The sequence below is a fragment of the Dietzia natronolimnaea genome (genome assembly GCF_002289575.1).
Taxonomy (GTDB): Bacteria; Actinomycetota; Actinomycetes; order Mycobacteriales; family Mycobacteriaceae; genus Dietzia; species Dietzia natronolimnaea_A.
In genome coordinates this window covers 25,041-49,707 of record NZ_NTGA01000023.1, presented here as the reverse complement: position 1 = coordinate 49,707, position 24,667 = coordinate 25,041, and the positions used below count along the sequence as shown (strand labels likewise).

The 24,667-nt window shown below is 69.8% G+C and carries 23 protein-coding genes; 16 read left to right on the top strand and 7 right to left on the bottom strand.

Annotated features, from left to right (window positions below; all coding sequences use genetic code 11):
• The first annotated feature begins 32 nt into the window (after positions 1-32).
• Positions 33-839 (top strand): crotonase/enoyl-CoA hydratase family protein, encoded by an 807-nt coding sequence (locus CEY15_RS13275; RefSeq protein ID WP_095718854.1) that lies wholly within the window; start codon positions 33-35, stop codon positions 837-839.
• Between the two features lie 47 nt (positions 840-886).
• Here CEY15_RS13275 and CEY15_RS13270 read toward each other — a convergent pair whose 3' ends face one another.
• Together CEY15_RS13270 and CEY15_RS13265 are read right to left on the bottom strand one after the other, a co-directional pair.
• Entirely contained in the window at positions 887-2,347 is a 1,461-nt protein-coding gene (locus CEY15_RS13270) for an aldehyde dehydrogenase family protein (protein ID WP_095718853.1), read from the bottom strand.
• Positions 2,348-2,417: 70 nt separating this feature from the next.
• Positions 2,418-4,022 carry an acyl-CoA synthetase gene (locus tag CEY15_RS13265; protein WP_176475112.1) on the bottom strand — a complete coding sequence of 535 codons (1,605 nt, stop codon included), beginning with the start codon at positions 4,020-4,022 and terminating at the stop codon, positions 2,418-2,420.
• Positions 4,023-4,089: 67 nt separating this feature from the next.
• Here CEY15_RS13265 and CEY15_RS13260 point away from each other — a divergent pair, with 67 nt between their 5' ends.
• Entirely contained in the window at positions 4,090-4,977 is an 888-nt protein-coding gene (locus CEY15_RS13260) for a DUF1707 SHOCT-like domain-containing protein (protein WP_095718852.1), read from the top strand.
• A 9-nt stretch (positions 4,978-4,986) separates the two neighbouring features.
• Here CEY15_RS13260 and CEY15_RS13255 read toward each other — a convergent pair whose 3' ends face one another.
• Positions 4,987-6,021, bottom strand: coding sequence for an LLM class F420-dependent oxidoreductase (locus CEY15_RS13255; RefSeq protein ID WP_095718884.1), 1,035 nt, complete (start codon positions 6,019-6,021; stop codon positions 4,987-4,989).
• A gap of 88 nt (positions 6,022-6,109) precedes the next feature.
• Here CEY15_RS13255 and CEY15_RS13250 point away from each other — a divergent pair, with 88 nt between their 5' ends.
• The 6 genes from CEY15_RS13250 (at position 6,110) to CEY15_RS13225 (ending at position 12,133) form a co-directional block, all read left to right on the top strand.
• Positions 6,110-7,132: a Zn-ribbon domain-containing OB-fold protein gene (locus CEY15_RS13250; RefSeq protein WP_245847616.1), complete on the top strand. Its 1,023-nt coding sequence runs from the start codon at positions 6,110-6,112 to the stop codon at positions 7,130-7,132.
• Positions 7,133-7,141: 9 nt separating this feature from the next.
• Entirely contained in the window at positions 7,142-8,203 is a 1,062-nt protein-coding gene (locus CEY15_RS13245; RefSeq protein ID WP_017835350.1) for a thiolase domain-containing protein, read from the top strand.
• Positions 8,200-9,384 carry a thiolase domain-containing protein gene (locus CEY15_RS13240; protein WP_095718851.1) on the top strand — a complete coding sequence of 395 codons (1,185 nt, stop codon included), beginning with the start codon at positions 8,200-8,202 and terminating at the stop codon, positions 9,382-9,384. The genes CEY15_RS13245 and CEY15_RS13240 overlap by 4 nt, the downstream gene beginning before the upstream one ends.
• Entirely contained in the window at positions 9,381-9,899 is a 519-nt protein-coding gene (locus CEY15_RS13235; RefSeq protein ID WP_095718850.1) for a nuclear transport factor 2 family protein, read from the top strand. Before CEY15_RS13240 ends, CEY15_RS13235 begins: the two co-directional genes overlap by 4 nt.
• A 1-nt stretch (position 9,900) precedes the next feature.
• The gene (locus CEY15_RS13230) at positions 9,901-10,806 is read left to right on the top strand and encodes a TIGR03619 family F420-dependent LLM class oxidoreductase (RefSeq protein ID WP_095718849.1); all 906 of its coding nucleotides are present in this window, start codon (positions 9,901-9,903) and stop codon (positions 10,804-10,806) included.
• Positions 10,807-11,293: 487 nt separating this feature from the next.
• Positions 11,294-12,133 carry a type IV toxin-antitoxin system AbiEi family antitoxin gene (locus CEY15_RS13225; RefSeq protein ID WP_141244262.1) on the top strand — a complete coding sequence of 280 codons (840 nt, stop codon included), beginning with the start codon at positions 11,294-11,296 and terminating at the stop codon, positions 12,131-12,133.
• 245 nt (positions 12,134-12,378) lie between these two features.
• Here CEY15_RS13225 and CEY15_RS13220 read toward each other — a convergent pair whose 3' ends face one another.
• Together CEY15_RS13220 and CEY15_RS13215 are read right to left on the bottom strand one after the other, a co-directional pair.
• On the bottom strand, positions 12,379-13,401 hold the full coding sequence (locus tag CEY15_RS13220) for an alpha/beta fold hydrolase (protein ID WP_245847615.1): 1,023 nt from the start codon (positions 13,399-13,401) through the stop codon (positions 12,379-12,381).
• 19 nt (positions 13,402-13,420) lie between these two features.
• Positions 13,421-14,665: a cytochrome P450 gene (locus CEY15_RS13215; RefSeq protein ID WP_095718847.1), complete on the bottom strand. Its 1,245-nt coding sequence runs from the start codon at positions 14,663-14,665 to the stop codon at positions 13,421-13,423.
• Positions 14,666-14,836: 171 nt separating this feature from the next.
• On the opposite strand from CEY15_RS13215, the gene CEY15_RS13210 reads away from it, so the two are divergent.
• The 4 genes from CEY15_RS13210 to CEY15_RS13195 all read left to right on the top strand — a co-directional run bounded on the left by CEY15_RS13210 (position 14,837) and on the right by CEY15_RS13195 (position 19,123).
• Entirely contained in the window at positions 14,837-16,003 is a 1,167-nt protein-coding gene (locus CEY15_RS13210; protein WP_095718846.1) for a steroid 3-ketoacyl-CoA thiolase, read from the top strand.
• Between the two features lies 1 nt (position 16,004).
• Positions 16,005-16,592 (top strand): GNAT family N-acetyltransferase, encoded by a 588-nt coding sequence (locus CEY15_RS13205; RefSeq protein ID WP_017835358.1) that lies wholly within the window; start codon positions 16,005-16,007, stop codon positions 16,590-16,592.
• Positions 16,593-16,672: 80 nt separating this feature from the next.
• Complete coding sequence (locus tag CEY15_RS13200; RefSeq protein WP_176475116.1) at positions 16,673-17,092, top strand: nitroreductase family deazaflavin-dependent oxidoreductase; 420 nt, start codon at positions 16,673-16,675, stop codon at positions 17,090-17,092.
• A 267-nt stretch (positions 17,093-17,359) separates the two neighbouring features.
• Positions 17,360-19,123: a hypothetical protein gene (locus CEY15_RS13195; RefSeq protein WP_095718844.1), complete on the top strand. Its 1,764-nt coding sequence runs from the start codon at positions 17,360-17,362 to the stop codon at positions 19,121-19,123.
• 105 nt (positions 19,124-19,228) lie between these two features.
• Here the strand turns inward: CEY15_RS13195 and CEY15_RS13190 are convergent, their stop codons facing one another.
• Both CEY15_RS13190 and CEY15_RS13185 read right to left on the bottom strand, forming a co-directional pair.
• On the bottom strand, positions 19,229-20,146 hold the full coding sequence (locus CEY15_RS13190; RefSeq protein WP_095718843.1) for an SDR family oxidoreductase: 918 nt from the start codon (positions 20,144-20,146) through the stop codon (positions 19,229-19,231).
• Positions 20,147-20,175: 29 nt separating this feature from the next.
• Positions 20,176-20,949 (bottom strand): SDR family oxidoreductase, encoded by a 774-nt coding sequence (locus CEY15_RS13185; RefSeq protein WP_017835362.1) that lies wholly within the window; start codon positions 20,947-20,949, stop codon positions 20,176-20,178.
• An 80-nt stretch (positions 20,950-21,029) separates the two neighbouring features.
• On the opposite strand from CEY15_RS13185, the gene CEY15_RS13180 reads away from it, so the two are divergent.
• The 4 genes from CEY15_RS13180 to CEY15_RS13165 are packed head-to-tail and all read left to right on the top strand — an operon-like array spanning position 21,030 to position 24,623.
• Positions 21,030-21,824, top strand: coding sequence for an enoyl-CoA hydratase family protein (locus CEY15_RS13180; protein WP_095718842.1), 795 nt, complete (start codon positions 21,030-21,032; stop codon positions 21,822-21,824).
• The gene (locus tag CEY15_RS13175) at positions 21,821-22,759 is read left to right on the top strand and encodes a CoA transferase subunit A (protein WP_095718841.1); all 939 of its coding nucleotides are present in this window, start codon (positions 21,821-21,823) and stop codon (positions 22,757-22,759) included. The genes CEY15_RS13180 and CEY15_RS13175 overlap by 4 nt, the downstream gene beginning before the upstream one ends.
• Positions 22,759-23,544 (top strand): CoA-transferase subunit beta, encoded by a 786-nt coding sequence (locus CEY15_RS13170; protein ID WP_095718840.1) that lies wholly within the window; start codon positions 22,759-22,761, stop codon positions 23,542-23,544. The genes CEY15_RS13175 and CEY15_RS13170 overlap by 1 nt, the downstream gene beginning before the upstream one ends.
• Positions 23,541-24,623, top strand: coding sequence for an NAD(P)H-dependent flavin oxidoreductase (locus CEY15_RS13165; protein WP_095718839.1), 1,083 nt, complete (start codon positions 23,541-23,543; stop codon positions 24,621-24,623). The genes CEY15_RS13170 and CEY15_RS13165 overlap by 4 nt, the downstream gene beginning before the upstream one ends.
• Positions 24,624-24,667: the final 44 nt, after the last annotated feature.

Sequence of the window (24,667 nt, the reverse complement as noted above, 5' to 3'; positions counted from 1 at the left end):
GTGAACCCGCGTAACTAATTTTTGGAGGCCCGATGACCCGCGTCGAGACGCCCGAGGACCAGCACCTGCTCACCGAACGACGTGGGCACGTCCTGGTGGTGACCATGAACCGCCCCGAGGCCCGCAACGCCCTGTCCGGTCCGATGATGCGCGGCATGGAGGCGGCGTGGGATCTGGTGGACTCCGACCCGGACATCCGTGCGTGCATCCTCACCGGCGCGGGCGGGTACTTCTGCGCGGGCGCGGATCTCAAGGCCATGAACAAGGACGCGCCGGGGGACAAGTTCGTGGGCGGGGGCTGGGACCTGTCCCGTCTGCCCGCGCTGCTCAAGGGTCGCCGGCTGAGCAAGCCGCTCATCGCCGCCGTCGAGGGGCCGGCGATCGCGGGCGGGACCGAGATCCTGCAGGGCACCGACATCCGGGTCGCCGGCCGGTCGGCGAAGTTCGGCGTCTCCGAGGCCCGCTGGGGCCTGTACCCCCTCGGTGGGTCCGCGGTCCGACTCGTGCGCCAGATCCCCTACACCGTGGCCATGGAGGTCCTCATGACTGGCCGCCATCTCAGCGCCGAGGAGGCGGAGCGGTTCGGGCTGATCGGCCACGTGGTCGAGGACGGCACCGCGCTCGACAAGGCACTCGAGCTCGCCGAGCTCATCGCCGCGAACGGGCCCCTGGCGGTGCAGGGGATGATCGAGACGATCCGCCGCACCGAGGGCATGCACGAGGAGGAAGCCTTCCGCGTCGACGCCGAGGTCGGCGGCCGGGTGTTCGCCTCCGCCGACGCCAAGGAGGGCCCCCGCGCGTTCGCGGAGAAGCGCAGGCCCGAGTTCCGCGGGGAGTGACCCGGCGGCGCGGGCCCGGCTGCATTCCCAGCCGGGCCCGCGCCCGGTTACAGGCCCAGCCGGGTCCGGGCCCGCAGCGCCCCGAGGTACCCCGAGGCCAGCCGCTTCTTGGCCGCGGTGAACGGGGGCGTCATGAACTCGGAGACATTGACGTTCCAGGAATGCATGGCCACGGCCCGCTCGTGGCTGAACGTGCGGAAGCCGTAGTGCCCGTGGTAGCCGCCCATGCCCGAGTTGCCGACCCCTCCGAAGGGGACGGCCGGGGAGGCCATCCCGATGCCGAAATCGTTGCCGTAGATGTTCCCCGAGCGCGTGCGGTCGGCCACGAGGTCGAAGCGACTGTTCTTCTCGCCGTACCAGTACAGGACCAGCGGGCTGGGCCGCTCGTTGATGTAGCGCACGGCCTCGTCGAGCCCCCGGTAACCGAAGACCGTGAGCACGGGCCCGAACACCTCGTCCGAGTCGATCTCCATCTCCGGCGTCACGCCAGTGAGCAGCGTGGGGGCGATCTTCCGGACGGACGCGTCCGGTAACCTCTCCCCCGCCGGGGTGGCGTCACGCCGCACCGCGCCCTTGGCCACTGCGTCCTCGATCAGGCCGACGACGCGCTCATAGTTGGACGTGTTGACGATCGCGGTGTACTCGGGGTTGCCCACGATGGCGGGCAGTGTGCGGCGCCACTGGTCCAGGACGGTGTCGCAGAACCTGCCGACGTCGCCCTCGGGGACGAAGACGTAGTCCGGGCACATGCACACCTGGCCACCGTTGATGATGCGGGAGGCCGCGATGCCGCGCGCGGCACGATCGAGGTCGGCGCTGGCGTCCACCACCACGGGGTTCTTGCCGCCGAGTTCGAGGGTGACCGGGGTCAGGTTGTCGGCTGCGTCCCTCGCGACGGACCTGCCGACGCCCGGGGACCCGGTGAAGAACAGGTGGTCGAAGGGCAGGCCGGAGAAGTCCGAACCACGCCCGTGCTCGGGTCCCGCGACGGCCAGTTCGTCGACGGCGAAGTATTCGGGCGCGCGGTCGCAGAGCACCTCCGTCGTGTGGGCGGTGACCGACGACGGCCGGATCATCACCCGGTTGCCCGCCGCGAGCGCCGACCCGGCCGGGACGACGGTCAGGTACAGGGGGAAGTTCCAGGGGCCGATGATCCCGACGACGCCCTTGGGATCATGGCGGACCTGCTGGGTGAACCCCGCCGCGTCTAGGGCCCTGGAGACCCGCGTGGGCTTCATCCACCGGGTGAGGTGGCCGCGCTGATGGTCCAGGTCCGGGATCGACGAGGCGATGTCGGTGATCGTGGAGAACGCCTCGGGCCGGCAACCGTAGTCCTCCCGGATCGCCTCGCTGAACTCGGCCGCGTTGTCCAGCACGAGGCGTTTGAGCCGTTGGATCCGGTCCCGCCGGATCCCGGCGGCGGGCTGTGGGTCGGCGAGGAACGCCTGCTGCTGCCGCTCGAGGATCTGGGCGAGCGTGAGATCACGGGCGGTCGGGGTTCTGGTCATGTGTCCAGGGTAGTGACCGCCCCTCCGGTCGGTTGGGGTTCCGCCTCAGCGGGCGTCCGCCCGGTACGCCTCAGCGGGCGTCCGCCCAGTACGGGTCCTTGAGCGTGCGCTTGACCAGCTTGCCGTTGGCCTGTCGGGGCAGTTCCTCCACCACGTCGATCGACCGCGGCATCTTGAACTTGGCCAGTCGCCCGGAGAGGTCCTCGAGGATCTGGGCCTTGAGCTCGTCGGATTCGACGTATCCCTCGGCCAGCTCCACCACGGCCTTGACCTCCTCGCCCCAGTCGGCGTGCGGGATGCCGAACACCGCCACGTCACGGACGGCGTCGTGGCGGGTCATCTCCGACTCGATCTCGGCAGGGTAGATGTTCACGCCTCCGGAGATGATCATGTCGTTCTTGCGGTCGCACAGGAACAGGTAGCCGTCCGAATCCACGTAGCCGATGTCGCCCATGGTGAACAGCTCGCCGACATAGGTCTTCGCCGTCTTCTCCTTGTCCTGGTGATACTCGAATCTGGATCCGTGCATCTGGAGGTAGACGTTGCCCGTCTCGCCGACGGGGAGCTCGTTGCCGTCGTCGTCGAGGATTTTCAGAGTGGTGGTTTTCCACGGCCGGCCCACGCTCCCGGGCTTGCGCAGCCACTCCTCGCCCGTGATGGTGCAGCCGCCGCCCTCGGTGCCCGCGTAGTACTCGGTCAGGACGGGCCCCCACCAGTCCAGCATCGCCTGTTTGACGTGCTGCGGGCACGGGGCGGCGCCGTGGACGATCGTCCGGAGACTCGACACGTCGTACTTCGCGCGCACGTCCTCCGGCAGTTCGAGCAGTCGCGAGAACTGCGTCGGGACCATGTGGGACTGGGTGACCCCGTGCGCGTCGATCAGACGCAGCATCTCCTCCGGGCTCCACTTGTCCATGAGGACCACCGTCTGACCCAGGTTGAGCGAGATCGCGACGAAGTTGAGCACGGCCGTGTGGTAGAGCGGCGAGCCGCAGATGTGGACGTTGTCCGGGCCCTGGATGCCGAAGCCGGCGAAGAAGAAGTAGTTGGGGACCGTCACCTGATCCGGGGAGGCCCCGGTCAGCGGCCTGCGGACGCCCTTGGGGCGACCGGTGGTGCCCGAGGTGTAGAGCATGGGGGCGCCGAGCGTGCGGTCCGACGGCAAGGAATCCTCGCCGTCTGCCGGGACGGCGAGTTCGGACAGCGGCCGGAACCCCGGCACGTCGCCGATCGCGTAGCAGCGGGCGGGGTCGAGTCCGGCCTCCTCCGCGGCGACGGTGGCCACGTCGGCGAACCTCTCGTCGGCCACGAACACCGTCGACCCCGAGTTCTCGAGAATGTAGGCCACCTCGGGACCCGTCAGGTGCCAGTTGGCGGGAGCGACATAGAGCCCGATCTCCAGGGCGGCGAAGTAGACCTCGAGGAAGCCGATGCTGTTCGGTGCCATCAGGACGATCCCGTCCCCGACTCCCAGCCCGAGCGCGCGCAGCCCACGGGCATGGCCGTGTGCGGCCTCCACGAGTTCGCCGAAGGTCACCTGGCGGCCGGAGGCCTCGATCACCGCGACGCGGTCCGGCTCGGCCTCGGCGATCCGGTAGACGCTGGTGACGTGCTCGCCGGTCCGGGGGTCCGGGACTCCGGCGTCGGCGGGGACGGAGGGTGTGGGTGCGCTCATACCCACCAGACTAGAACGTGTTCCTGTTGTAGGTCCAGGTATTGACTCGGAGGACTATTCTCATCCCATGTCCGCTGACCCCTCCGGGGCCCGGGCGATCCGGGCCACCGATGACGACCGCACCGCGGTCATCACCGCGCTCGACTCCGCGTTGGCCAGCGGCCAGCTCGACCAGTTCGAGCACTACGAGCGGGTGCGGGCGGCCACGTCCGCGCGCGACGTCGACGAGCTGCGCCCACTGTTCGCCGACCTCCAGGGTGTGAGGGTCCGACTCCACGGCGACGCCGGTCCGACCTCCGCGTTGTCGCCCACGGGGGGCGTGACCTCGCGGTGGTCCGCGCCTGAATCGCGTCGGCGCCGACCGTGGGGCGCCCTCGCGGGGGCGCTCGTGGTGGCCGCACTGTTGACCGGGGCGTTCGTGGCGTTCTCCGCCTCCGACGACCCGGACCCGGCCGGACGTGAGGTGACGTCCGTCGACCGCCCGGGCCGTGACGGACAGGGCGAGGCGCGCGTTCTCGACAATCCCGCCCCCCTGTCCCCCGAGGGCCTCGAGCGGATCTTCACCTCCGCCGGCAGGGCGTCCGGGTCCGAGCTGGCCACGAGCCTGGTGGTGCACCCCGAGCACGCGGTGCTGGCCTGGACCGACCCGGTACACCCCAGCCGGACGCTGCGGCAGATCTACCGCGGCGGTTGGTCCGGGTGGGCCGACAGCCCCAGCACCCGCGAGCAGTCGTTCCGGCTGGCCGACCTCGATGCCACCGTGATCGCGCCGGTCGTCGCAGGAGCCGCCGAGAGCCTCGGGATCGCAGGGGAGACCGACGCCTTCCTCAACGTCGCCGCGGACGACGCCGGCCGCCCGAGCTACACCGTCCACGTGCGCAACGACGTCCACCAGAGCGGGTTCCTCGTGGTGGATCACGCCGGCGAGCCGGTGCGCATCATGCCGCCCGGCTGACAGACCGGATCAGTCGATCAGCCGGCTCAGTGACTCGATCTCCTCGACCGAGCGGGCCGTCACCACGAGCATGGTCACGCCCGCGGCCTCCCAGTCGGCGATCTGGGAGCGCACCGAGTCCTCGTCGCCGATGATCGCGGTGGCCTCGACCATCTCGTCGGGCACCGCCGCCGCGGCCTCCTCCTTGCGACCGGAGCGGAACAGCTCGGTGATGCGGTCGACGTCGTCCGCGAAACCCATCCGACGGAACGCCTCGGCGTGGAAGTTCTTCTCCTCGGCGCCCATGCCCCCGGCGTAGAGCGCGGTGAACGGCTTGTAGGCGTCGAGCACCGAGCGCCTGTCGTCGGTGATGTGGAGTTGACACAGGAACGCCACCTCGAAGGCCTCCCGGGTCCGCCGCGCGCCCGGTCGGGCGAATCCCTCGTCGAGCCAGGCGTTGAACTCGTGGGCGGTCCGCGGCGAGGCCAGGAATCCCAGCCATCCGTCGGCGATCTCGGCCGCGAGCGCGACGTTCTTGGGCCCCTCGGCGCCCAGCCAGATGGGCACGTCCTCGCGCAGGGGGTGGAGGATCGACTTGAGCGGCTTGCCCAGGCCGGAGGCACCGGGGCCCTGGTACGGCAGCGCGTAGGCAGGGCCGTCGGAGGTGACGGGAGCCTCGCGGCGGAGCACAGCACGGATGATGTCGATGTACTCCCGGGTCCGGGCCAGGGGTTTGGCGAAGGGCTGCCCGTACCAGCCCTCGACCACCTGCGGGCCGGAGACACCCAGGCCCAGACAGAAGCGGCCGCCGGAGAGGTGGTCCAGGGTCATGGTGCTCATCGCGGTGGCCGTGGGCGTCCGGGCGGACAGCTGCACCACCGCCGTGGACAGGCGGATGCGGTCGGTGAGCGAGCCGTACCAGGCCAGCGGGGTGAACGCGTCCGAGCCCCAGGCCTCGGCGGTGAAGACGGTGTCGAACCCCGCCCTGTCCGCCGCCACCACGAGGTCGGCGTGGTTGGTGGGCGGCTGGGCGCCCCAGTATCCGAGCTGCAAGGCGAATTTCATGGGCCCCAGTGTGACCCACGCCGCCGCGGCGCGGGGCGGGCCCGCGAAAAGCCACACGCCCCGCACTGGAACGTGTTCTACTTGTGGGGTGACATCCAGAGAGATCGTTGTGGACATCATCCCGCCCGACGAGCCCGTGCTCTCGGCATCGCTCGCCCCGTCCTTCGACTACACCCGATCGACCGGGCCGGTCCTCGGCGCGTTCTTCACCGGCCTGCGTGAGGGCCGGCTCGTGGGGACACGCGACTCCCGCGGCGCGGTCCACGTGCCGCCCGTGGAGTTCGACCCCGTCACCCACGAGGCCCTGACGGACCTCGTCGAGGTGGGCTCGGGGACCGGGATCGAGGGCGTCGTCGTCGTCTGGACCTGGGTTCCCGAGCCCGCGGACGTCGCCCCGCTCGACTCGCCCTTCGCGTGGGCCCTGGTCCGGTTCGACGGCGCCGACACCGCCATCCTGCTGCCCCTCGCCGCCGAGGGCCCCGAGGCCGTGCACTCGGGGATGCGCGTGCGTCTGCAGTGGTCCGCCGAGCGGACCGGGACCATCCACGACATCGCGTGCGTGGTCCCCGCGGACGCGGCGGGCGGCACGGGCCCCGGCGACGACGAGCTGAGGCGGTCCTCCGGGGACGAGGCGGTCTCCATGCTCATCACGCCGATCGGACTCTCGGTGACCCACACCGCCTCGCCCGCCGAGAGCGAGTTCCTCCGGGCGATCGTGCAGGGCCGGATGCTCGGGCGCAGACGCTCAAACGGGCCCGAGGTGTACGTCCCGCCGCGGGACTACTGCCCCTCGGACGGGGTGGCGATGGGCGAGTACGTGGAGGTCTCCGACGTCGGGACCGTCACCACGTTCGGCATCGTCAACGTGCCGTTCGCGGGACAGGAGATCACGCCTCCGTACGTCACCGCGTACATCCTCCTCGACGGGTCGGACGTCCCGATCCAGCACCTGGTGCTGGGCTGCGAGGCGTCGGAGGTGCGCATGGGGATGCGCGTCCGTGCGATCTGGACGCCCGAGGCGGACCGCCCCGCCTCGATGAAGGCCATCACGCACTTCGAACCCACCGGCGACCCCGACGCCGACCCCGACTCCTACGCCCATCACCTGTAGAGGACACCCGTGACCCCCACCGCACCCCGGGACGTGGCCGTCGTCGGTTTCGCCCACGCCCGACACACAGAGTCCACATTCGGTACCACCAACGGCGTCGAGATGCTCGCGCCCGTCTTCGCCGAGTGCTACCGCCAGACGGGTCTGGACCGGACCGACATCGACTTCTGGTGCTCCGGCTCCTGCGACTACCTGGCCGGGCGGGCCTTCTCCTTCATCTCCGCCGTCGACACCATCGGCGCGGTGCCCCCCATCAGCGAATCGCACGTGGAGATGGACGCCGCCTGGGCGTTCTTCGAGGCCTACCTCAAGATCGCCACCGGACAGGCCGACACCGCACTGGTCTACGGGTTCGGCAAGGCCTCGGCGAGCACGGACCTCGACTCGGCCATGGCACTGCAGCTCGACCCGTACACGGTCGCGCCGCTCTGGCCGGGTCGGCACCACATCGCCGCGCTCCAGGCCCGCGCGGGGATCGACGCCGGCACGTGGTCGGAGGGCGCGATGGCCTCGGTCGCCGCCCGCGCCACCGGCAGGGACGAACGTGAGCTGCTCGCCGAGCCGTACGTGGCCGACCCGCTGCGCCGTCATGACTGCCCGCCGGTCACCGACGGAGCCGGCGCGATCATCCTCGCCTCCGGCGACCGGGCCCGCGAGCTGGTCGACACCCCGGCGTACGTCACCGGCATCGAGCACATCGCCGACTCCGCCGAGTTCGGCGCCCGCGATCTCACCGACTCCCCCTCGGCCCGCGCCGCCGCCGTACGCGCCACCCGGTCGTCGGGTGACCGGCCCGATCTCGGGGGCGTGACCGTCGCCGAACTGCACACCCAGTACACGCACCAGGAGCTGCTCCTGCGTTCGGCACTGGGCATCGGCGACCACGTGGCCGTGACCCCGTCCGGCGGATCGTTGCTGGCGGACCCGCTGTTCTCCGCCGGGCTCGAGCGCATCGGGTACGCCGCCAACGACGTCATGGAGGGCCGCACCGAACGCGCCCTCGCCCACGCCACCAGCGGACATCTGCTTCAGCAGAACCTCATCTGCCTCCTGGAAGGACGCCCCGCATGAGCGCCCACAGCCCCGGACTGCCCGCGGCCGTTCTCGGCACCGGCCAGACCCACCACGTCGCCCGTCGCACGGACGTCTCCATGTCCGGCCTCTGCCGCGAGGCGATCGACGCCGCCATGGCAGACGCCGGGGTGGGGTGGGACGAGATCGACGCGGTGGTCGTGGGCAAGGCCCCCGACCTGTTCGAGGGCGTGATGATGCCCGAGCTCATGATGGCCGACGCGCTCGGCGCGGTGGGCAAACCGCTCCTTCGCGTCCACACCGCCGGCTCCGTCGGCGGTTCCACGGCCGTTGTGGCCGCCTCGCACATCCAGTCCGGCCGTTACCGCCGTGTCCTGGCCGTGGCGTGGGAGAAGCAGTCCGAATCCAACGCCATGTGGGCCCTGAGCCTGCCCGTGCCGTTCACCGCCCCCGTCGGCGCGGGAGCCGGCGGGTATTTCGCCCCCCACGTGCGGTCCTACATCCGTACCACCGGCGCCCCGGAGCACGTCGGCGCCATGGTGGCGGTCAAGGACCGACTCAACGGGTCCATCAACCCCCACGCCCACCTCAAGCAGCCCGACCTCACCGTGGACAAGGTGCTGCAGGGGCAGATGCTGTGGGACCCCATCCGCTTCGACGAGACCTGCCCGTCCTCCGACGGCGCGTGCGCGATCGTCCTCGGGGACACCGCGGCCGCCGAGGAGGTCGAGTCCACCGGCCGCCGTGTCGCGTGGGTGCACGCCACTGCGCTGCGCACCGAGCCCGGAACCTTCGCCGGCCGCGACTACGCCAACCCGCAGGCCAGTCGGGACGCCGCGGCGGCCCTGTGGGCCGAGGCCGGGATCACCGACCCGGCCGAGGAGATCGACGCCGCCGAGATCTACGTCCCGTTCTCGTGGTTCGAGCCCATGTGGTTGGAGAGCCTCGGGTTCGCGGCTCCGGGCGAGGGCTGGCGCATGACCGAGTCCGGCGCCACCGCCCGCGACGGGTCGCTGCCCGTCAACCCCTCCGGCGGGGTGATGTGCTCCAATCCGATCGGCGCGTCCGGAATGCTGCGCTTCGCCGAGGCCGCCCGGCAGGTCATGGGCCGCGCCGAGGAGCACCAGATCCCAGGGGCGCGCAAGGCCCTCGGCCACGCCTACGGTGGCGGGTCCCAGTTCTTCTCCATGTGGGTCGTCGGATCGGAACGCAGGCGATGAGCAACCCCTACCTGGACGCCGGCGGCATGTACCGGCCGCTCGAGATGAGCGAGGCGGCGTCGGCGAGTCCCGCCTACGCCGCCGCGCGCCGTTCGTGGGCCGCGACCAACGCCGGCGACCGCGACGCCTGGATCGCCGGATGGAACCCCGAGGGCACCATCGAGGATCCCGTGGGGCCGTCGATGTTCGACGCCGAGGGCATCGGTCACACCGGTACTGAGCGGCTCCTGGAGTTCTGGGAGAAGGCCGTGGCCACCCCGGACCACATCGAGTTCCGGTTCGACCGCGGGATCGCCGCGGGCGACGAACTCCTCTGCGTCGGCACCATGCGGACCCACATGGGCTCCAGCATCATGGAGATCGACATCGCCGTGGACTACCGCGTCGACTCCCAGGGGCAGCTCGTGAACCTCCGCGCCTTCTGGGAACAGGACGTGGCCATGGCCTCAGGACTACGACCGCTGACCGACGACGACCGCGCCGCCATCGCCGGTGCCGTCAAGAAGGACGTCTGACATGCCACGTGTAGTGGACGCCGAGTTCTCCGTCCCCATCTCCTTCTCCCCGGTCGACCAGATCATGGACATCGCCCGCGGGGCCGAGGCCGCCGGTTTCGACCGGATCGTCCTGCCCGACTCGCTGTTCCACCCGCGGCGCCAGGACGAGGACTATCCGTACACCCCGGACGGCTCGCGGATGTGGGACGCCGACACCCAGTGGGTCGAGCCCCTCGTCGCGTCCGCAGCCATGGGCGGGGCCACCTCCCGCATCCGTTTCTGCCCGCAGGTGCTCAAGGTCGGCCCGCGCAACCCGCTGCTGCTCACCAGGCAGGTGGCGTCGGTGGCGCTGCTGACGGGGAACCGGCTGGATCTGGGCGTGGGGATCGGCTGGGACCCCAACGAGTTTGAGTGGTGCGGCGCGCCGTTCAAGGGCCGCGGCAAGCGCACGGACGAGTCGCTGGCGATCGTGCGCGAGGCCCTGCGGGGTGAGTGGATGGAGTTCCACGGCGAGCACTTCGACTTCGACGAACTGATCTTCACCCCCGCCCCCAGCGAGCAGGTGCCGTTCTACGTGGGCGGTCACACCGAGATCGCGCTCAAGCGGGCCGCGAGGGTGGGCCAGGGCTGGACCAGCGCCATGATGGGCTACGACGAGATCGTCACCACCGTCCGGCGGCTGGGCGAACTGCTCGAGGCCGACGGCCGCTCACTGGCCGAACGCGGCGACGGGAAACCCTTCGCGATCCAGGTGGTCTGCCTCGACCGCTTCGGCACGCGGGGTTTCACGGAGTTGGCCGAGGCCGGGGTCACCGACATCATCGTGATGCCGTGGATGATCGACGGCCACGGATTCGACTGCTCCACCCAGCAGAAGCTCGACTCCATCGCGGCCTTCGGGGAGAAGTACGGCCTCGGCTCCTGAGCTACTGACGGTCTCGTCAGCCCGCGGCCAGGCTGCCTGGCGGACATGCCCCCACGGTTGGCGGACTTGCCCCCGCGGTTGGCGGACATGCCCCCGCGGTTGGCGGACTTGCCCCCGGGGTTGGCGGACTTGCCCCCGGGGTTGGCGGACTTCTCGTGCGATTCCGGGCCGGTTTTCGGCACCTCCTGCCTGCCAGCTGAAGAAGCATGTCCGCCAACTCGGGGAGCGGGTCCGCCCGGTCTGCCGGACCGCCACGTGAGCCAGGCGGACTGAACTCGTCGTGGTTCCTGTGAATCGTCGTCATCCCCGTCCACATTGACGTCGTCACCCGCCGGTCGACACGTGATGACCGGTCAGGATTGCCGACATGAGACGCGACCGGCGATTCCGAGACACCCGGCCTCCCACCCCGCTCCCCGCCTCGTTGGCGGATGCGGTTGCAGACGGGCAGCCATTCGCGGCGAGCCCGGCCCTCGAGACCGGACTCGTGACGAGATACTCGCTCCGATCGGCGTTCAGAATGATCGTCCCCGGTGTGTATGCCGCGAAGGGGGCACGGTTGAGCAGGTGGGACTTCATACGTGCAGTCGACATCTGGGCGCCTGCAGACGCGGTGATCGGAGGGTGGTCCGCCGCGTATCTCCACGGGGAACACTGGTACTCGACAGAGCGGGGCAACGGCGTCGTCGATGTCTTCACCTCAGCCGAGCCCCGCGTGCCGACCGGGGTTCGGGAGCGCAGGCTGCGGCAACCCATCCCGGCCGCGGACGCGTGCGAGATCGGCGGAATACGAATTACCGCACCAGCCCGAACCGCGGTCGACGTGGCAAGGTGGTCCACTGGCGCTGATCGGAAGATCTGCATCGTGGACTCCGTGTGCTTCGCCACCAACACCAGCGTTCGCGCGGTTGCCGACGCTGCAACGCGGATGCCCGGCCAACACGGGGTCTCGAGGGTGGTTCGACTGCTCGACGCCTGCGACGCGGACGCGCACTCTCCGCAGGAGAGCCTCCTCCGGCTCAGAATCGAGCGCTCTTCACTGCCTCAGCCTGTCTCGCAGTTCGAGATATGCGAACCGTCGGGATATCTCCTGACAATTGCCGACCTCGCGTACGCCCGCGAGAAGGTCGCGATCTTCTACGACGGCAGGCATCACGGAGATCCGGAACAGTGGCGCCGGGACCTCCGGATCACCGCTCGGTTGGCGGACCTTGGCTGGCAGGTCGTCCGTGTGACAAAGGGAATGCGCCCGGAAGAGGTCATCGGCCACATCGCGAGTGCCCTGACCCGCGCCCGACGAGACCTCCGGCACCTGACTTCATCCTGAACGAGCCCTCGCGTGGCAGCTGGCGGACACCCCACCCCGCTTGGCGGCCATGTCCTCGCCGCCGGCGGACACCCCTCGCAGCTGGCGGACCCGATATGCGGAGACCGAGCCTGAAACGCGAGAAATGTCCGCCAGCCCGAAGCTCGTGTCCGCCAGCCAGGCTCGGAGCAGTCGAGGTGATTGCTGGAGAGGTAGTCGGATGCGAGCTCGGGCGGGGGCGGGGTGACATGCGCCTGCCGAGTGCCTCAGGCAGGAACGGAGGCCGCGATGTCCGCCAGGCAGGTGAGGATCTCCCGGTGGGTGTCCTCCGTCGCCTCCAGGTGCATGAGGTGCCCCGCCGGCGAGGAGATCGCGCGGACCATGCGGACGTCGTCGTGGTGTCGCCCGAGTTTCGAGAGCGGATCCCGTCCGTGGAAGCCCTCGAGGTCCGGGTCGTGCTCGGAGTAGAGGAAGTAGAACGGCACCGGGTTTGTCTGTCGCTTGAACTCCTTACGCGCTGACCAGGACACGTCCATCGCCCGATACCACTGCAACGGGCCGGCGAACCCCGTGCGGGCGTACTCGGCCTCGTAGACGTCCATCTCCTCGACCGAGAGCCAGCGCCACGGTAGCGGCGGCGCCTCGGGCAGCGCCTCGAGATAGGTCGACCCCGGGGGGTGCTGCCACACGTCGAGGTAGTGGTAGTCCGCCGACAGTGCGTAGAAGACCCTGGTGAGGAACTCCCGCTCGCGACCGGCGAGGTCGGCCTCGGCCACTCCCGGCTGCGAGAAGTAGTGGAGGTGCAGGAAGTGCTTCTCGGCCATCATCGCCGAGCCCTCCAGCGGCGGGACCGTCCCGGCGGTACCCATGAACGGGTTCTCCATCCCGATCACCGAGCGGACCCGGCCGGGTTCCAGATGGCAGGTGTCGTACGCGACGCCCGCCCCGAAATCGAAACCCACCAGCACGACCCGCCCAGCCCCCTCGGCGTCACACACCGCGAGGACGTCGTCGACCACCTCGCGCGGCGAGTAGGCCTCCACGTCGGCGGGCGCGGCCGACCGTCCCATGCCACGCAGGTCCGGTGCGATGACCCGCCACCCCGCGGCGGCGAGGGCGGGGATCATGCGGTGCCAGGTGAACCAGAAGTGCGGGAACCCGTGGAGGAGGACCACGGTGCCCGGGGAGCCGGCCGTGGGGGCGGGCTCGGGGGCCGGCTCGGCGACGACGTAGTGCAGCCGAACGCCGTCGCGGTCGACGTGGCGGTGGTCGGACACGGAGCCGGACATCAGGACGACGAGCCCCGGGTCAGCGCAGGACCGGGCACTTGTAGTCGACCGTCCACTCGGTGATGCCGTTGAGCCACCCCGAACGGATGCGGGAGGGCTCACCGAGCGCCTCCAGATTGGGGAGATGATCGGCGATGGCGTTGAAGATCAGTTCGATCTGCAGCCGGGCCAGGTTCGCCCCGATGCAGTAGTGCGGGCCGTTCCCGCCGAAGCTCAGGTGCGGGTTGGGGTCGCGGAGGATGTTGAACGTGAAGGGGTCGGAGAAGACGTCCTCGTCGAAGTTCGCCGAGCCGTACATGATGGCGGCGCGATCACCCTTCTTCATGGTCACCCCCCCGATCTCGACGTCCTCGGTGGCGGTGCGCTGGAACGAGGTGATCGGCGAGGCCCAGCGGAGGATCTCGTCATAGGCGGTCGCGGGGCGCTCGGCCTTGAACAACTCCCACTGCTCCGGGTTGTCGAGGAAGGCGACCATCCCGTGAGTCGTGGCGTTGCGGGTGGTCTCGTTGCCGGCGACGGCGAGCAGCACCACGAACCAGCCGAACTCGTCGGCGGTGAGCCGCTCGCCGTCGATGTCGGCCTGGATGAGCTTGGTCACCAGGTCGTCGCGGGGATCGACCTCACGCTTGGCCGCGAGCTCCTGCGCGTAGGACAGGACCATGGCATTGGCCATCTGCGACTCCTCGACCTTGCCGGGCACGTCGTAACTCGTCATCTGGTTGGACCACTCGAAGATCTGGTGACGGTCCTCGAGCGGGATGCCGATGAGCTCGGCGATCGCCTGCAACGGCAGTTCGGAGGCGACCTCGGTGATGAAGTCGCCGCTACCCTTGGCCGCCGCGGTCTCGACGATGACCCGCGCCTTCTCGGCGAGGTGGTCGCGGAGCTTCTCGATGTTGCGCGGGGTGAATCCCTTGGAGATGGTGCGCCGGTACTTCTTGTGCTCCTCGCCGTCCTGATTGATGAACAGCAGGCGGGTCAGTTCGACGATCTCGCGCTCGGTTCCGGGTGCGAAGCGCGGGATCGCCGTGTTCTCGAACGTGGAGAACACCTCGTTGGTGCGGCGGGAGATCTCCTTGACGTCCTCGTGCTTGGTGACCACCCAGTAGCCGTGGTCATCGAACCCGTCGGCTCCGGGTTCGTTGGCACACCACCGGATCGGTTCGGTCCGACGGAGGTGGGCCCACTCGGGATGCGGTAGGCGCTTCTCGTAGAGCTCCGGGTCCGTGAAGTCGAAACCCTCGGGAATGGTGACTGCCTGCACTTGGTACTCCTTGACCGCGTCGGATGCGTCTCGTGCTCGGCGACCGACGACCCCGGGATACTGCGAACCCGGGATCCGAGCGGTAATCTAGAACACGTTCCACTCACCATACTAGAACACGTTCCCCCCGGGCGCCCGATCCGCTGCGCTCGTTCTTCCGGAAGGACCACCATGGGCAATCCCGTCATCGTCGAGGCCGTTCGCACCCCGATCGGCAAGGCGCGCGGCGCACTGTCGGGCCTGCACCCCGCACATCTGCTGGGCGCCTCCCAGAAAGAGGTCATCCGCCGCGCCGGGATCGACGCATCGCTGGTCGAGCAGGTCGTCGGGGGGTGCGTCACCCAGGCCGGCGCCCAGGGGAACAACGTCACCCGCGGCGCGTGGCTCGCCTCCGGGCTGCCGTGGCAGACGGCGTGCACGACCATCGACTGCCAGTGTTCGTCGGCGCAGCAGGCCACCCATTTCATCGCCAACCTCATCCACGCCGGCGCCATGGACGCGGGCATCGCCTGTGGCGTCGAATCGATGAGCTGGATCGCGCTCCGCGCAGCCGTCGGGGACGGCTCCAACGGGATGCCCCGACCGGACGACTGGTCGATCGACCTGCCGGACCAGTTCACCGCCGCCGACCGCATCGCCCGGCGCCGCGGGCTGAGCCGGGAGGACCTGGAGGAGCTGGGCGTGCGGTCCCAGGCCAACGCCGCGCGTGCGTGGCAGGAGGGCCGGTTCGATCGCGAGACCTTTGCCGTCGAGGCCCCCGAACGCCTCAAGGACGGCACCTACACCGGCGAGACGGTGACCGTCACCCGGGACCAGGGCCTGCGTGAGACCACCGCGGAGGCGCTCGCCGGCCTGAAGCCGGTGCTCGACGGCGGCCTGCACACCGCGGGGACGTCCAGCCAGATGTCCGACGGCTCGGCGGCGGTCCTGCTCATGGACGAGGACGTCGCGAAGGCCCACGGCCTCTCCCCTCGCGCGCGGATCGCACACCAGGCCCTGGTCGGCGGGGAGCCGGAGTACCACCTCGACGGCCCTGTCCAGGCCACCCAGCGCGTGCTCGACCGCTCAGGGATGTCCATCTCCGACTTCGACCTCTTCGAGTGCAACGAGGCCTTCGCCTCGGTACTGCTCAGCTGGGCCGCCGTGCACGGTCCGGACATGGACAAGGTCAACGTCAACGGGGGGGCCATCGCGATCGGTCATCCCGTCGGCAGCACCGGGGCTAGGCTCGTCACGACCGCCCTGCACGAGCTCGAGCGCACGGACGGCGAACGCGCCCTCATCACGATGTGCGCGGGCGGCGCCCAGGCCTCGGCGAGCATCATCGAGAGGATCTGACATGAGCAGCACCACCATCGAGACAGCCGCAGCCCGCAGGAACGAGGTCTTCTCGGCCATCTCCTCCGCCAATGGCACGGAGGACGCGGTGGAGGCGATCGCACACCTGCTGGCCGTGCCCGTGGACCAGGCGCGCGAGGTACTCAAGACCCCGCTCGAGGCATTCGTGGGACATACGACCGACCACCCGGTCGGGTCGGGGCCGCACGGTTTCAGCCTGTTCCCGTTCCGCGACACTGCAGATCACGCCGATCTGTACCACTCGCGGTCCTCTGATGAGACGTCGGCGACGGCCGGCGAGTGGGACCAGCAGAAGACGGAAGAGGAGCGGAAGGCCGGCCTGGCACGGGTCGAGGCCGAGTCCGCGATGTGGTTCGTGGCCGTGGACACCTCGCGCGACCAGCCGGTGGGCCTGGTCTTCGGAGAGCAGATCGACGACGGTGATGTCGACGTGGCCATCTGGATCCACCCCGAGGAGCGCAAGAAGGGCTTCGGCCTGGCGGCCCTGAAGGAGTGCCGGCGCGAGCTGGCGGCGTTCTTCCCGGGCAAGCACGTGATCGTCCGCGCGCCGCTCCCGGGCTCGAGGTGAGCGAGGAGCACCCCGGGGTGGAGACCGGCGTGGACGATCCCCGGCGCTCCAAGCCGTGGGTCCTCGGCATCATCAAGGTGATGTCCCGCGTTAACACCTGGACGTATCGCGTCTCCGGTGGCCGCATCGGCGGCAACTGGAGGGTGGGATCGGCGCTCACGGCGCCGGTTCCGGTCTGCCTGGTGACGACGACGGGGCGCAAGTCCGGCGAACCGCGAACGGTGCCGCTGCTCCACCTCCCGGATGGCGACCGGGTGCTGCTCGTCGCCTCCCAGGGGGGTCTGCCCAGGCACCCCCAGTGGTACCTGAACATCCTGGCGAACCCGGAGGTCACCATCCAGGTGGGCCGGAGGACCAGGGCGATGACGGCGAGGGAGGCGTCCGTAGAGGAGCGCGCGGCGCTCTGGCCCCGCCTCGTCGAGCGCTACGCCGACTTCGCCTCTTACCAGGCCAACACGAGCCGGGTGATCCCGGTGGTGATCTGCGAACCGACCGGCTGACTTCGCGACTACCGCCCCGGCCGGGGTCTCTCCACGCGAGAGGCCCCGGCCGTTGTCGTGGCTCTGGGTGTTTTCTTACCTCAGGTGGCCGATCTGACGACTGTTTATCAGTCCATTATCACCTCATTCGTCACTCCAGCACCATTTCCTGAGCAAAGCGTTGACACCCACTCAGCCTTAGAGGATCCTTATGCGCGTTAGATGTCCGGACCTTGGTCCACAGGATCCAGTCGTCCGAGGGGTCATACCACCGAAAGGACCTCCCCCATGAACAAGCCCACCAGGGCCGCCGCGGTCGCGGCATCAGTACTCCTCGCCGCGTCCGGCGTCCACGGCACGGCCAACGCGCAGGACCTGGGCAGCATCATCGATGCGCTCGGCCCGATCACCGGCTCCATCGGTGACCTCGACGGGGGTTCGGCGGGTCTGGATCCGCTCAGCGGTTCAGCCGATCTGCCGGCTCTGAGCTCCGAGCCCCTCGCCGGGTCCACGGCCCTGCCGGGCAGTTCGGACCCGCTCGGCGGATCCTCGGCCCTGCCGGGCAGCTCGGACCTGCTCGGCGGCTCGGCCGAGCTCCCCGGCAGCTCGGACCTTCTCGGGGGGTCGGCCGCCCTCCCGGGCAGCTCGGACCTGCTCGGCGGCTCGGCCGAGTTCGGCTCGACCGACATCGGGTCGCTCGGCATGATGCCCCTGTCGACCGAGCTTCTCGGCGGATCCGCCGAACTGCCCGCCTCCTCCGAACTGCCGCCGTTGTCCACGGACCTGCTCGGCGGGTCTGCGGCGCTCCCGGGCAGCTCGGACCTGCTCGGCGGCTCGGCCGAGTTCGGCTCGACCGACATCGGCTCGCTCGGCATGGCACCGCTGTCCACCGACCTGCTCGGCGGCTCGGCCGACTTCACCTCCTCCGACCTGGCTCCGCTGTCCACCCAGCTGGACCTGCTCGGCGGGTCGGCCGAGTTCGGCTCCACCGAGGTCGGTTCCGCCGGGATGGCACCGCTGTCCACCGACCTGCTCGGCGGCTCGGCAACCTTCACCTCCTCCGACCTGGCGCCGCTCGTCGGCTCGGTGGGCATGGCCCCGCTCTCCACCGAACTGCTGGTGGGCTCCGGGGACGTGGGATCGACCGGCATGACGCCGCTGTCCACGGAACTCCTGGGCGGCTCGGCCGAGTTCGGTTCGACGGAGGTCGGTTCCCTCGGGATGACCCCGCTCTCCACGGAGCTCGATCTTCTCGGCGGTTCCGCCGAGTTCACCTCGTCCGATCTCGCGCCCCTCACCGGGTCCGAGGGCATGGGGTCGCTGGGGATGACCCCGCTGTCCACCGAGCTCAACTTCCTCGGTGGGTCCGCGGAGCTCCCCCCGTTGTCCGCCAACTTCCCGGACGGTTCGACGGCCGGCATCGGCGGCTCCGCTGAACTCGTCGGCGAGGGGATCGCCGGTTCGCTGACCAACGGTTCCGCCAATCAGCTCGCCGGCTCGGTGGAGAGCAACTCCGCCGACCCGATCATCGGGTCGATCGCCGAGGGCGGCATCCTGCCCGCGCTGTCCGGCTCCATCGAGGAGGTCTCCGGATCCCTCTCGGGCAACAGCGGCTCCACGGGCCAGAGCTCGGATCTCATCACCGGCTCGACCGGTGGCAGTGCCGAAGTCCTGACCGGGTCCTTCGGCGATCTCACCGCGGTCAACGGGTCGCTCACCGCGCTCACCGGTTCGCTGGAGAACGGGTCTGTCGAGAGCATGGGCTCGACCAACCTCGGATCGATGGTCGGCCAGGCCGGATCCCTGGAGGCCGCGGCCAGCCTGGGTGGCGAGAGCGGTTCGGGGGTCGCCCTCCTTCCGGTCCTCTCGCTGGGCGGCACGCTCGTGCTCGCCGGTGCCGCGATCAACGGTGGCGTGGCGCTGCCGGCCCTGCCGCCCCTGCCGGGCCTGCCGCCCCTGCCCACGATCTGCGACCTCCCGCAGGAGCAGGTCGACCAGCTCGCAGGCGCCGGATCGGTCGACGCTCAGAACTGCCCGGATCCCGAGAACTGAGCACCTGACCCCGGGCGTCGACCCGGGCACAGAGATGGAGCCCCGCACCGTGACGGTGCGGGGCTCCATCTCTTGATCCCGGAGGACGGCCCCGGGCCGAGCGATTCAGCGGGCGCCGTAGACGGGCACCGGCGACGGGGACGCGGTGAGCAGTCGCGGCACCACCGACCCGAGCTCTACCGGGTCCCACTTCGCACCCTTGTCCTCGGACGCTGCCCGCTGCCACCCGTCGCACACGGTGACCTTCCCGCCCTCGACCTCGAACACACGCCCGGTGACCTCGTCCGACTCCGCCGACCCGAGCCACACGACCAGCGGCGAGACATTGGCGGGGTCCATCGCGTCGAAGGAACCGTCCTCGGGTGCCGCCATCTGTGACGCCATGCCCTCCCCGGCGGAGGTGGTCATGCGAGTACGCGCAGCGGGAGCGATCGCGTTGGCGGTGACGCCGTACCCCTTCATCTCCGCGGCGGTCTGGATGGTCAACAGCGCGATTCCGGCCTTCGCGGTGGCGTAGTTACCCTGTCCGACCGATCCGAAGAGCCCGGCCCCCGAGGAGGTGTTGATGACCCTGGCCCGGCGGGGGCGGCCGGCCTTCGATTCGGCGCGCCAGTACTCGGCGGCGTGGCGCAGAGGCGCGAAGTGACCCTTGAGATGGACGTTGATCACGGTGTCCCAGTCCTGCTCCCCCATACCGACGAGCATTTTGTCCCGGAGGAAGCCGGCGTTGTTGACCAGCACGTCGAGGCCACCGAAGTGGTCGATCGCCTGATGGACGAGTTCGCGTGCGCCCTCCCACGAGGAGATGTCGTTACCGTTGACCACGGCCTCACCTCCGGCTGCCCGGATCTCCTCGACCACCTGCTCGGCCGGGGACTCCCCCACGTCCGATCCGTCGAGACCGGCGCCGAGGTCGTTGACCACGACCCTGGCTCCCTCGGCGGCGAAGGCCAGTGCGTGTTCCCGCCCGATTCCGCGGCCGGCGCCGGTGACGATGACGACGCGTCCGTCGCAGATTCCCATGGTTCTCCTCGGATAGATGTTCGGTGATGTCAGGACGTCGTGTTGGCGTTGGACGCCGACAGGAACGCCGGCTTCTCGCCACCGCCGTGAACCAGGAGCTCGGCTCCGGTGATGTACGCCGCCAGTGGGGATGCCAGGAACGCGGCCGCCTGGCCCACGTCGCGTGGATCCGCCATCCGTCCCATGGGGATGGTGGCGTCGACCGCGGCCACCCCGTCGGCGTCCCCGTAGTGCATCTCGGCGAGCTCGGTCCTCACCGGACCCACCACGACGGAGTTGATCCGCACCGCGGGCGCCCACTCGACGGCCAGGGATCGGGTCAGGGAGTCGATCCCCGCCTTGGCCGCACCGTAGGACGCCGTTCCCGGCGAAGGCCGGTGCCCGGACACCGAGGAGATGTTGACGATCGCCCCTCCGGCCGGCTGCATCACCCGGTTCGCCTCCTGGGCCACCGTGAGCGCGGACAACAGGTTCAGCGCGACGATCTTGGAGTGGAAGTTAGGGCTCGCATCAGCGGCCAGGGCGAAGGGGGCCCCACCGGCGTTGTTTACCACCACGTCGAGCCGGCCGTGCCGATCCACGATGCGGTCGACCATCGCGCGGACCGCGTCGGGGTCACGGAGGTCGACCGAGTGGAACTCGAGATCGGCGACGTCGGACCCTTCGTCGGCGGGGCGCCGCGCGCAGGTGACGACGACGGCCCCGGCTTCGCGGAAGACCCTGCTGATCCCGGCGCCGACGCCGCGGACGCCGCCCGTGACGAGGACGACCCTGCCCGCCAGACCCAGATCGATGTGCGACATGCGTGCTAGCCTACCAAGCAAGCGTTTGGTCAGTCACCCGGCCGCTGAACCACACAGCGTCGGCGTGCGAAGGGAGCACCATGGGCATCACCCTCGACAAGGGATCGGACGGCATCGCGACCGTCACCGTCGACTTCCCCCCCGTCAACGCCATACCCTCCGCGGGATGGTTCGAGCTCGGCGAGCAGATCCTCGCCGCCGGGCGCGACCCGGAGGTTCACGTGGTGATCCTGCGGGCCGAGGGCCGCGGGTTCAACGCCGGCGTGGACATCAAGGAGATGCAGAACTTCGAGGGTTTCGACCACCTGCTCGCCGCCAACCGCGGCTGCTACGTGGCTTTCAACGCCGTGTACGAGTGCGCGGTCCCCGTGATCGCCGCGGTGAACGGCTTCTGTGTCGGCGGCGGGATCGGGCTCGTGGGGAACGCGGACTGCATCGTCGCCTCCGACGACGCGGTGTTCGGCCTCCCCGAGGTGGACCGGGGAGCGCTCGGAGCGGCCACCCACCTGGCCCGCATGGTACCCCCGCACATGATGCGCACCCTGTACTTCACCTCCCGCAACGTCACCGCGCAGCAGCTCCACCAGTGGGGCACCGTGTACGAGGTGGTCCCCCGCGACCAGCTCGACGCGGCCGCCCGGGACCTCGCCGAGACGATCGCCGCCAAGGACACCCGGGTCATCCGCGCGGCCAAGGAAGCCATCAACCACATCGATCCCGTCGACGTGAAGTCCTCATACCGGATGGAGCAGGGCTTCACCTTCGAACTCAACCTCGCCGGCGTGGCCGACGAGCACCGAGACGAGTTCGTCAAGAGCGGGACGAACCTGGACAGACGAACTGATCGAGCCGAGAGGACGGGCGAGAACAAGTGACGACGACCCCCACCCCGCGCGACAAGCGCACCAGTCTCGACGAGGCGGTGTCGCGCCTGCGCAGCGGCATGACCATCGGCATCGGCGGATGGGGCTCACGGCGCAAGCCCATGGCGCTCGTCCGGGCGATCCTCCGCCGGGAGGACCTCACCGACCTCACGGTGATCTCCTTCGGCGGACCCGACCTGGGGCTGCTCTGCTCGGCCGGGAAGGTGTCGAAGGCCTATTACGGTTTCGTGTCCCTGGACTCCGCGCCGTTCTACGACCCGTGGTTCGCGCGTCGGCGCACCGAGGGATCGATTCTCTCCCGTGAGATGGACGAGGGCATGGTCCGGGCCGGCCTCACCGCCGCCGCGCACCGCCTGCCGTTCATGCCCACCCGCGCCGGGCTCGGCTCGGACGTGTTCCGGTTCTGGGGGGACGAGCTCACGACCGTCGACTCCCCCTATCCGGTGGACGGCCGGACAGAGACCCTCGTGGCGATGCCGGCCCTGCGGATGGACGCCGCCCTGATCCACCTGGACAAGGCGGACAGGCACGGGAACGCCGCGTTCACCGGCGTCGACGGGTACTTCGACGACCTCTACGCCATGGCCGCCGACACCGTCCTGCTCGAGGTCGACGAGGTCGTGGACTCCGCCGACGCGCTGATGAACGAGGTCGGCCCGCAGCGCATGCTGCTCAGCCGCATGTTCGTGGACACCGTCTCCGAGGCCCCGAACGGCGCCCACTTCACTTTCGCCGGCGGATACGGCCGCGATGAGGCGTTCCAGCGCCACTACGCCACCGCCGCCAAGGACGACGCGTCGTGGGCGAGCTTCGTCTCCGAGTTCCTGTCCGGGTCCGAGGAGGATTACCAGACGGCAGTCGCCGCCTTCGCGGAGAAGGTCGCCGCCGAGAAGGCCGCCGCTGCCGCAGACAAGGGAGCCAAGTGATGACCGACCCCACCACACAGCCCGCTGCCGCTCAGTCCATCAGCAGGGCCGAGTACTGCGCCATCGCGTGCGCGGAGATCTTCGCCGGTGCCGGGGAGATCTTCGCCTCGCCCATGACCCCGATGGCCACCATCGGGGCGCGGCTCGCGCGTCTGACCTCCGAGCCGGATCTGCTCATCACCGACGGGGAGTACCGCTTCCTCGGCCAGACCCCGCCGCTGGGCAAGGTCATCGATTTCGAGGGGTACATCCCCTTCCCCCGGGTGTTCGACGTCCTGCAGGCCGGCACACGCCACGTGGTGATGGGTGCCAACCAGATCGACCGCTTCGGCAACCAGAACCTCTCCGCCTTCGGCGACGACGTCCAGCAGCCCACGCGGCAGATGTTCGGCCTGCGGGGTGCGCCCGGCAACTCGATCAACCACGCGACCAGCTACTGGGTGGGCAAGCACTCCACGCGCGTGTTCACCGAGGAGGTCGACATCGTCTGCGGCGTGGGTTACGACCGCTACACCCCGGGCGATCCGGCGTTCCGGTACCACCACCTGCACCGGGTGGTGTCCAACCTCGGCGTGTTCGACTTCGGCGGGACCGACCACGGCATGCGTGCGCTGAGCCTGCACCCGGGCGTCACCGCCGAGGAGGTCGCGGAGAACACCGGCTTCGAGATCGAGGGCCTGGCGGGGGCCGCGGTCACCCGAGCCCCGTCCGCCGAGGAGCTGAGCCTCATCCGGGAGGTGCTGGATCCGCGCGGGTTCCGCGACCGTGAGGTGCCGTCCGCATGAGTGCGCCGACCATCACCACAGCCTTCACCGAGCTCGTCGGGGTCGAGTACCCGATCGTCCAGACGGGCATGGGGTGGGTCTCCGGACCCGAACTGACCGCGGCCACCGCAAACGCCGGCGGTCTGGGGATCATCGCCTCGGCCACGATGACGTACCAGGAACTCGAGAACGCCATCGTGCGCACCAAGGAGCTGACCACCCGACCCTTCGGGGTCAACCTCCGCGCCGATGCCGAGGACGCCGCAGAGCGGTGCGAGCTGATGATCCGACACGGGGTGACGGTGGCGTCGTTCGCCCTCGCACCCAAGCCCGAGTTGATCGCGCGCCTCAAGGACAACGGCCTCGTCGTCGTCCCCTCCATCGGCGCGGCGAAGCACGCCGTCAAGGTGGCGTCCTGGGGCGCCGACGCGGTGATAGTCCAGGGCGGCGAGGGCGGAGGACACACCGGCCAGGTCGCCACGACGCTGTTGCTGCCGAGTGTCATTGACGCCCTCGGTGGTGCCGGGAACACCTCCATCCCCGTCATCGCCGGTGGAGGCTTCTTCGACGGCCGCGGCCTGGTGGCCGCGCTCGCCTACGGGGCCGCGGGCGTGGCCATGGGCACACGCTTCCTGCTCACCAGCGACTCCCGGGTCCCGGACGCGGTGAAGAAGCAGTATCTGGAGAAGGGACTGCAGGACACCGTCGTCTCCACCCGTGTCGACGGGATGCCGCACCGCGTCCTGCGCACCGGCCTGGTCAACGCGCTCGAGTCCGGCAGCCCCGTCAAGGGGATGCTGGCCGCGGTCCAGAACGCCAACAAGTTCAAGTCGATGACCGGCATGAAGTGGCAGACCCTCGCCAGGGACGGCCTCAACATGAAAAAGGCCTCCGAGCGAACCTGGCAGCAGATCGTCATGGCCGCCAACACCCCGATGCTGCTCAAGGCCGGGCTGGTCGAGGGCAATACCGAGGCCGGTGTGCTCGCGTCCGGCCAGGTCGTGGGGATGATCGAGGACTTACCCAGCTGCGACGTGCTTATCCAGCGGATCATGACGGAGGCGCACCAGCGGTTGAAGGCCCTGCGGGAGATGGACTAGTAACCCCACCAGAACCACGGGAAACTTCTTTCACCAACCCGCCG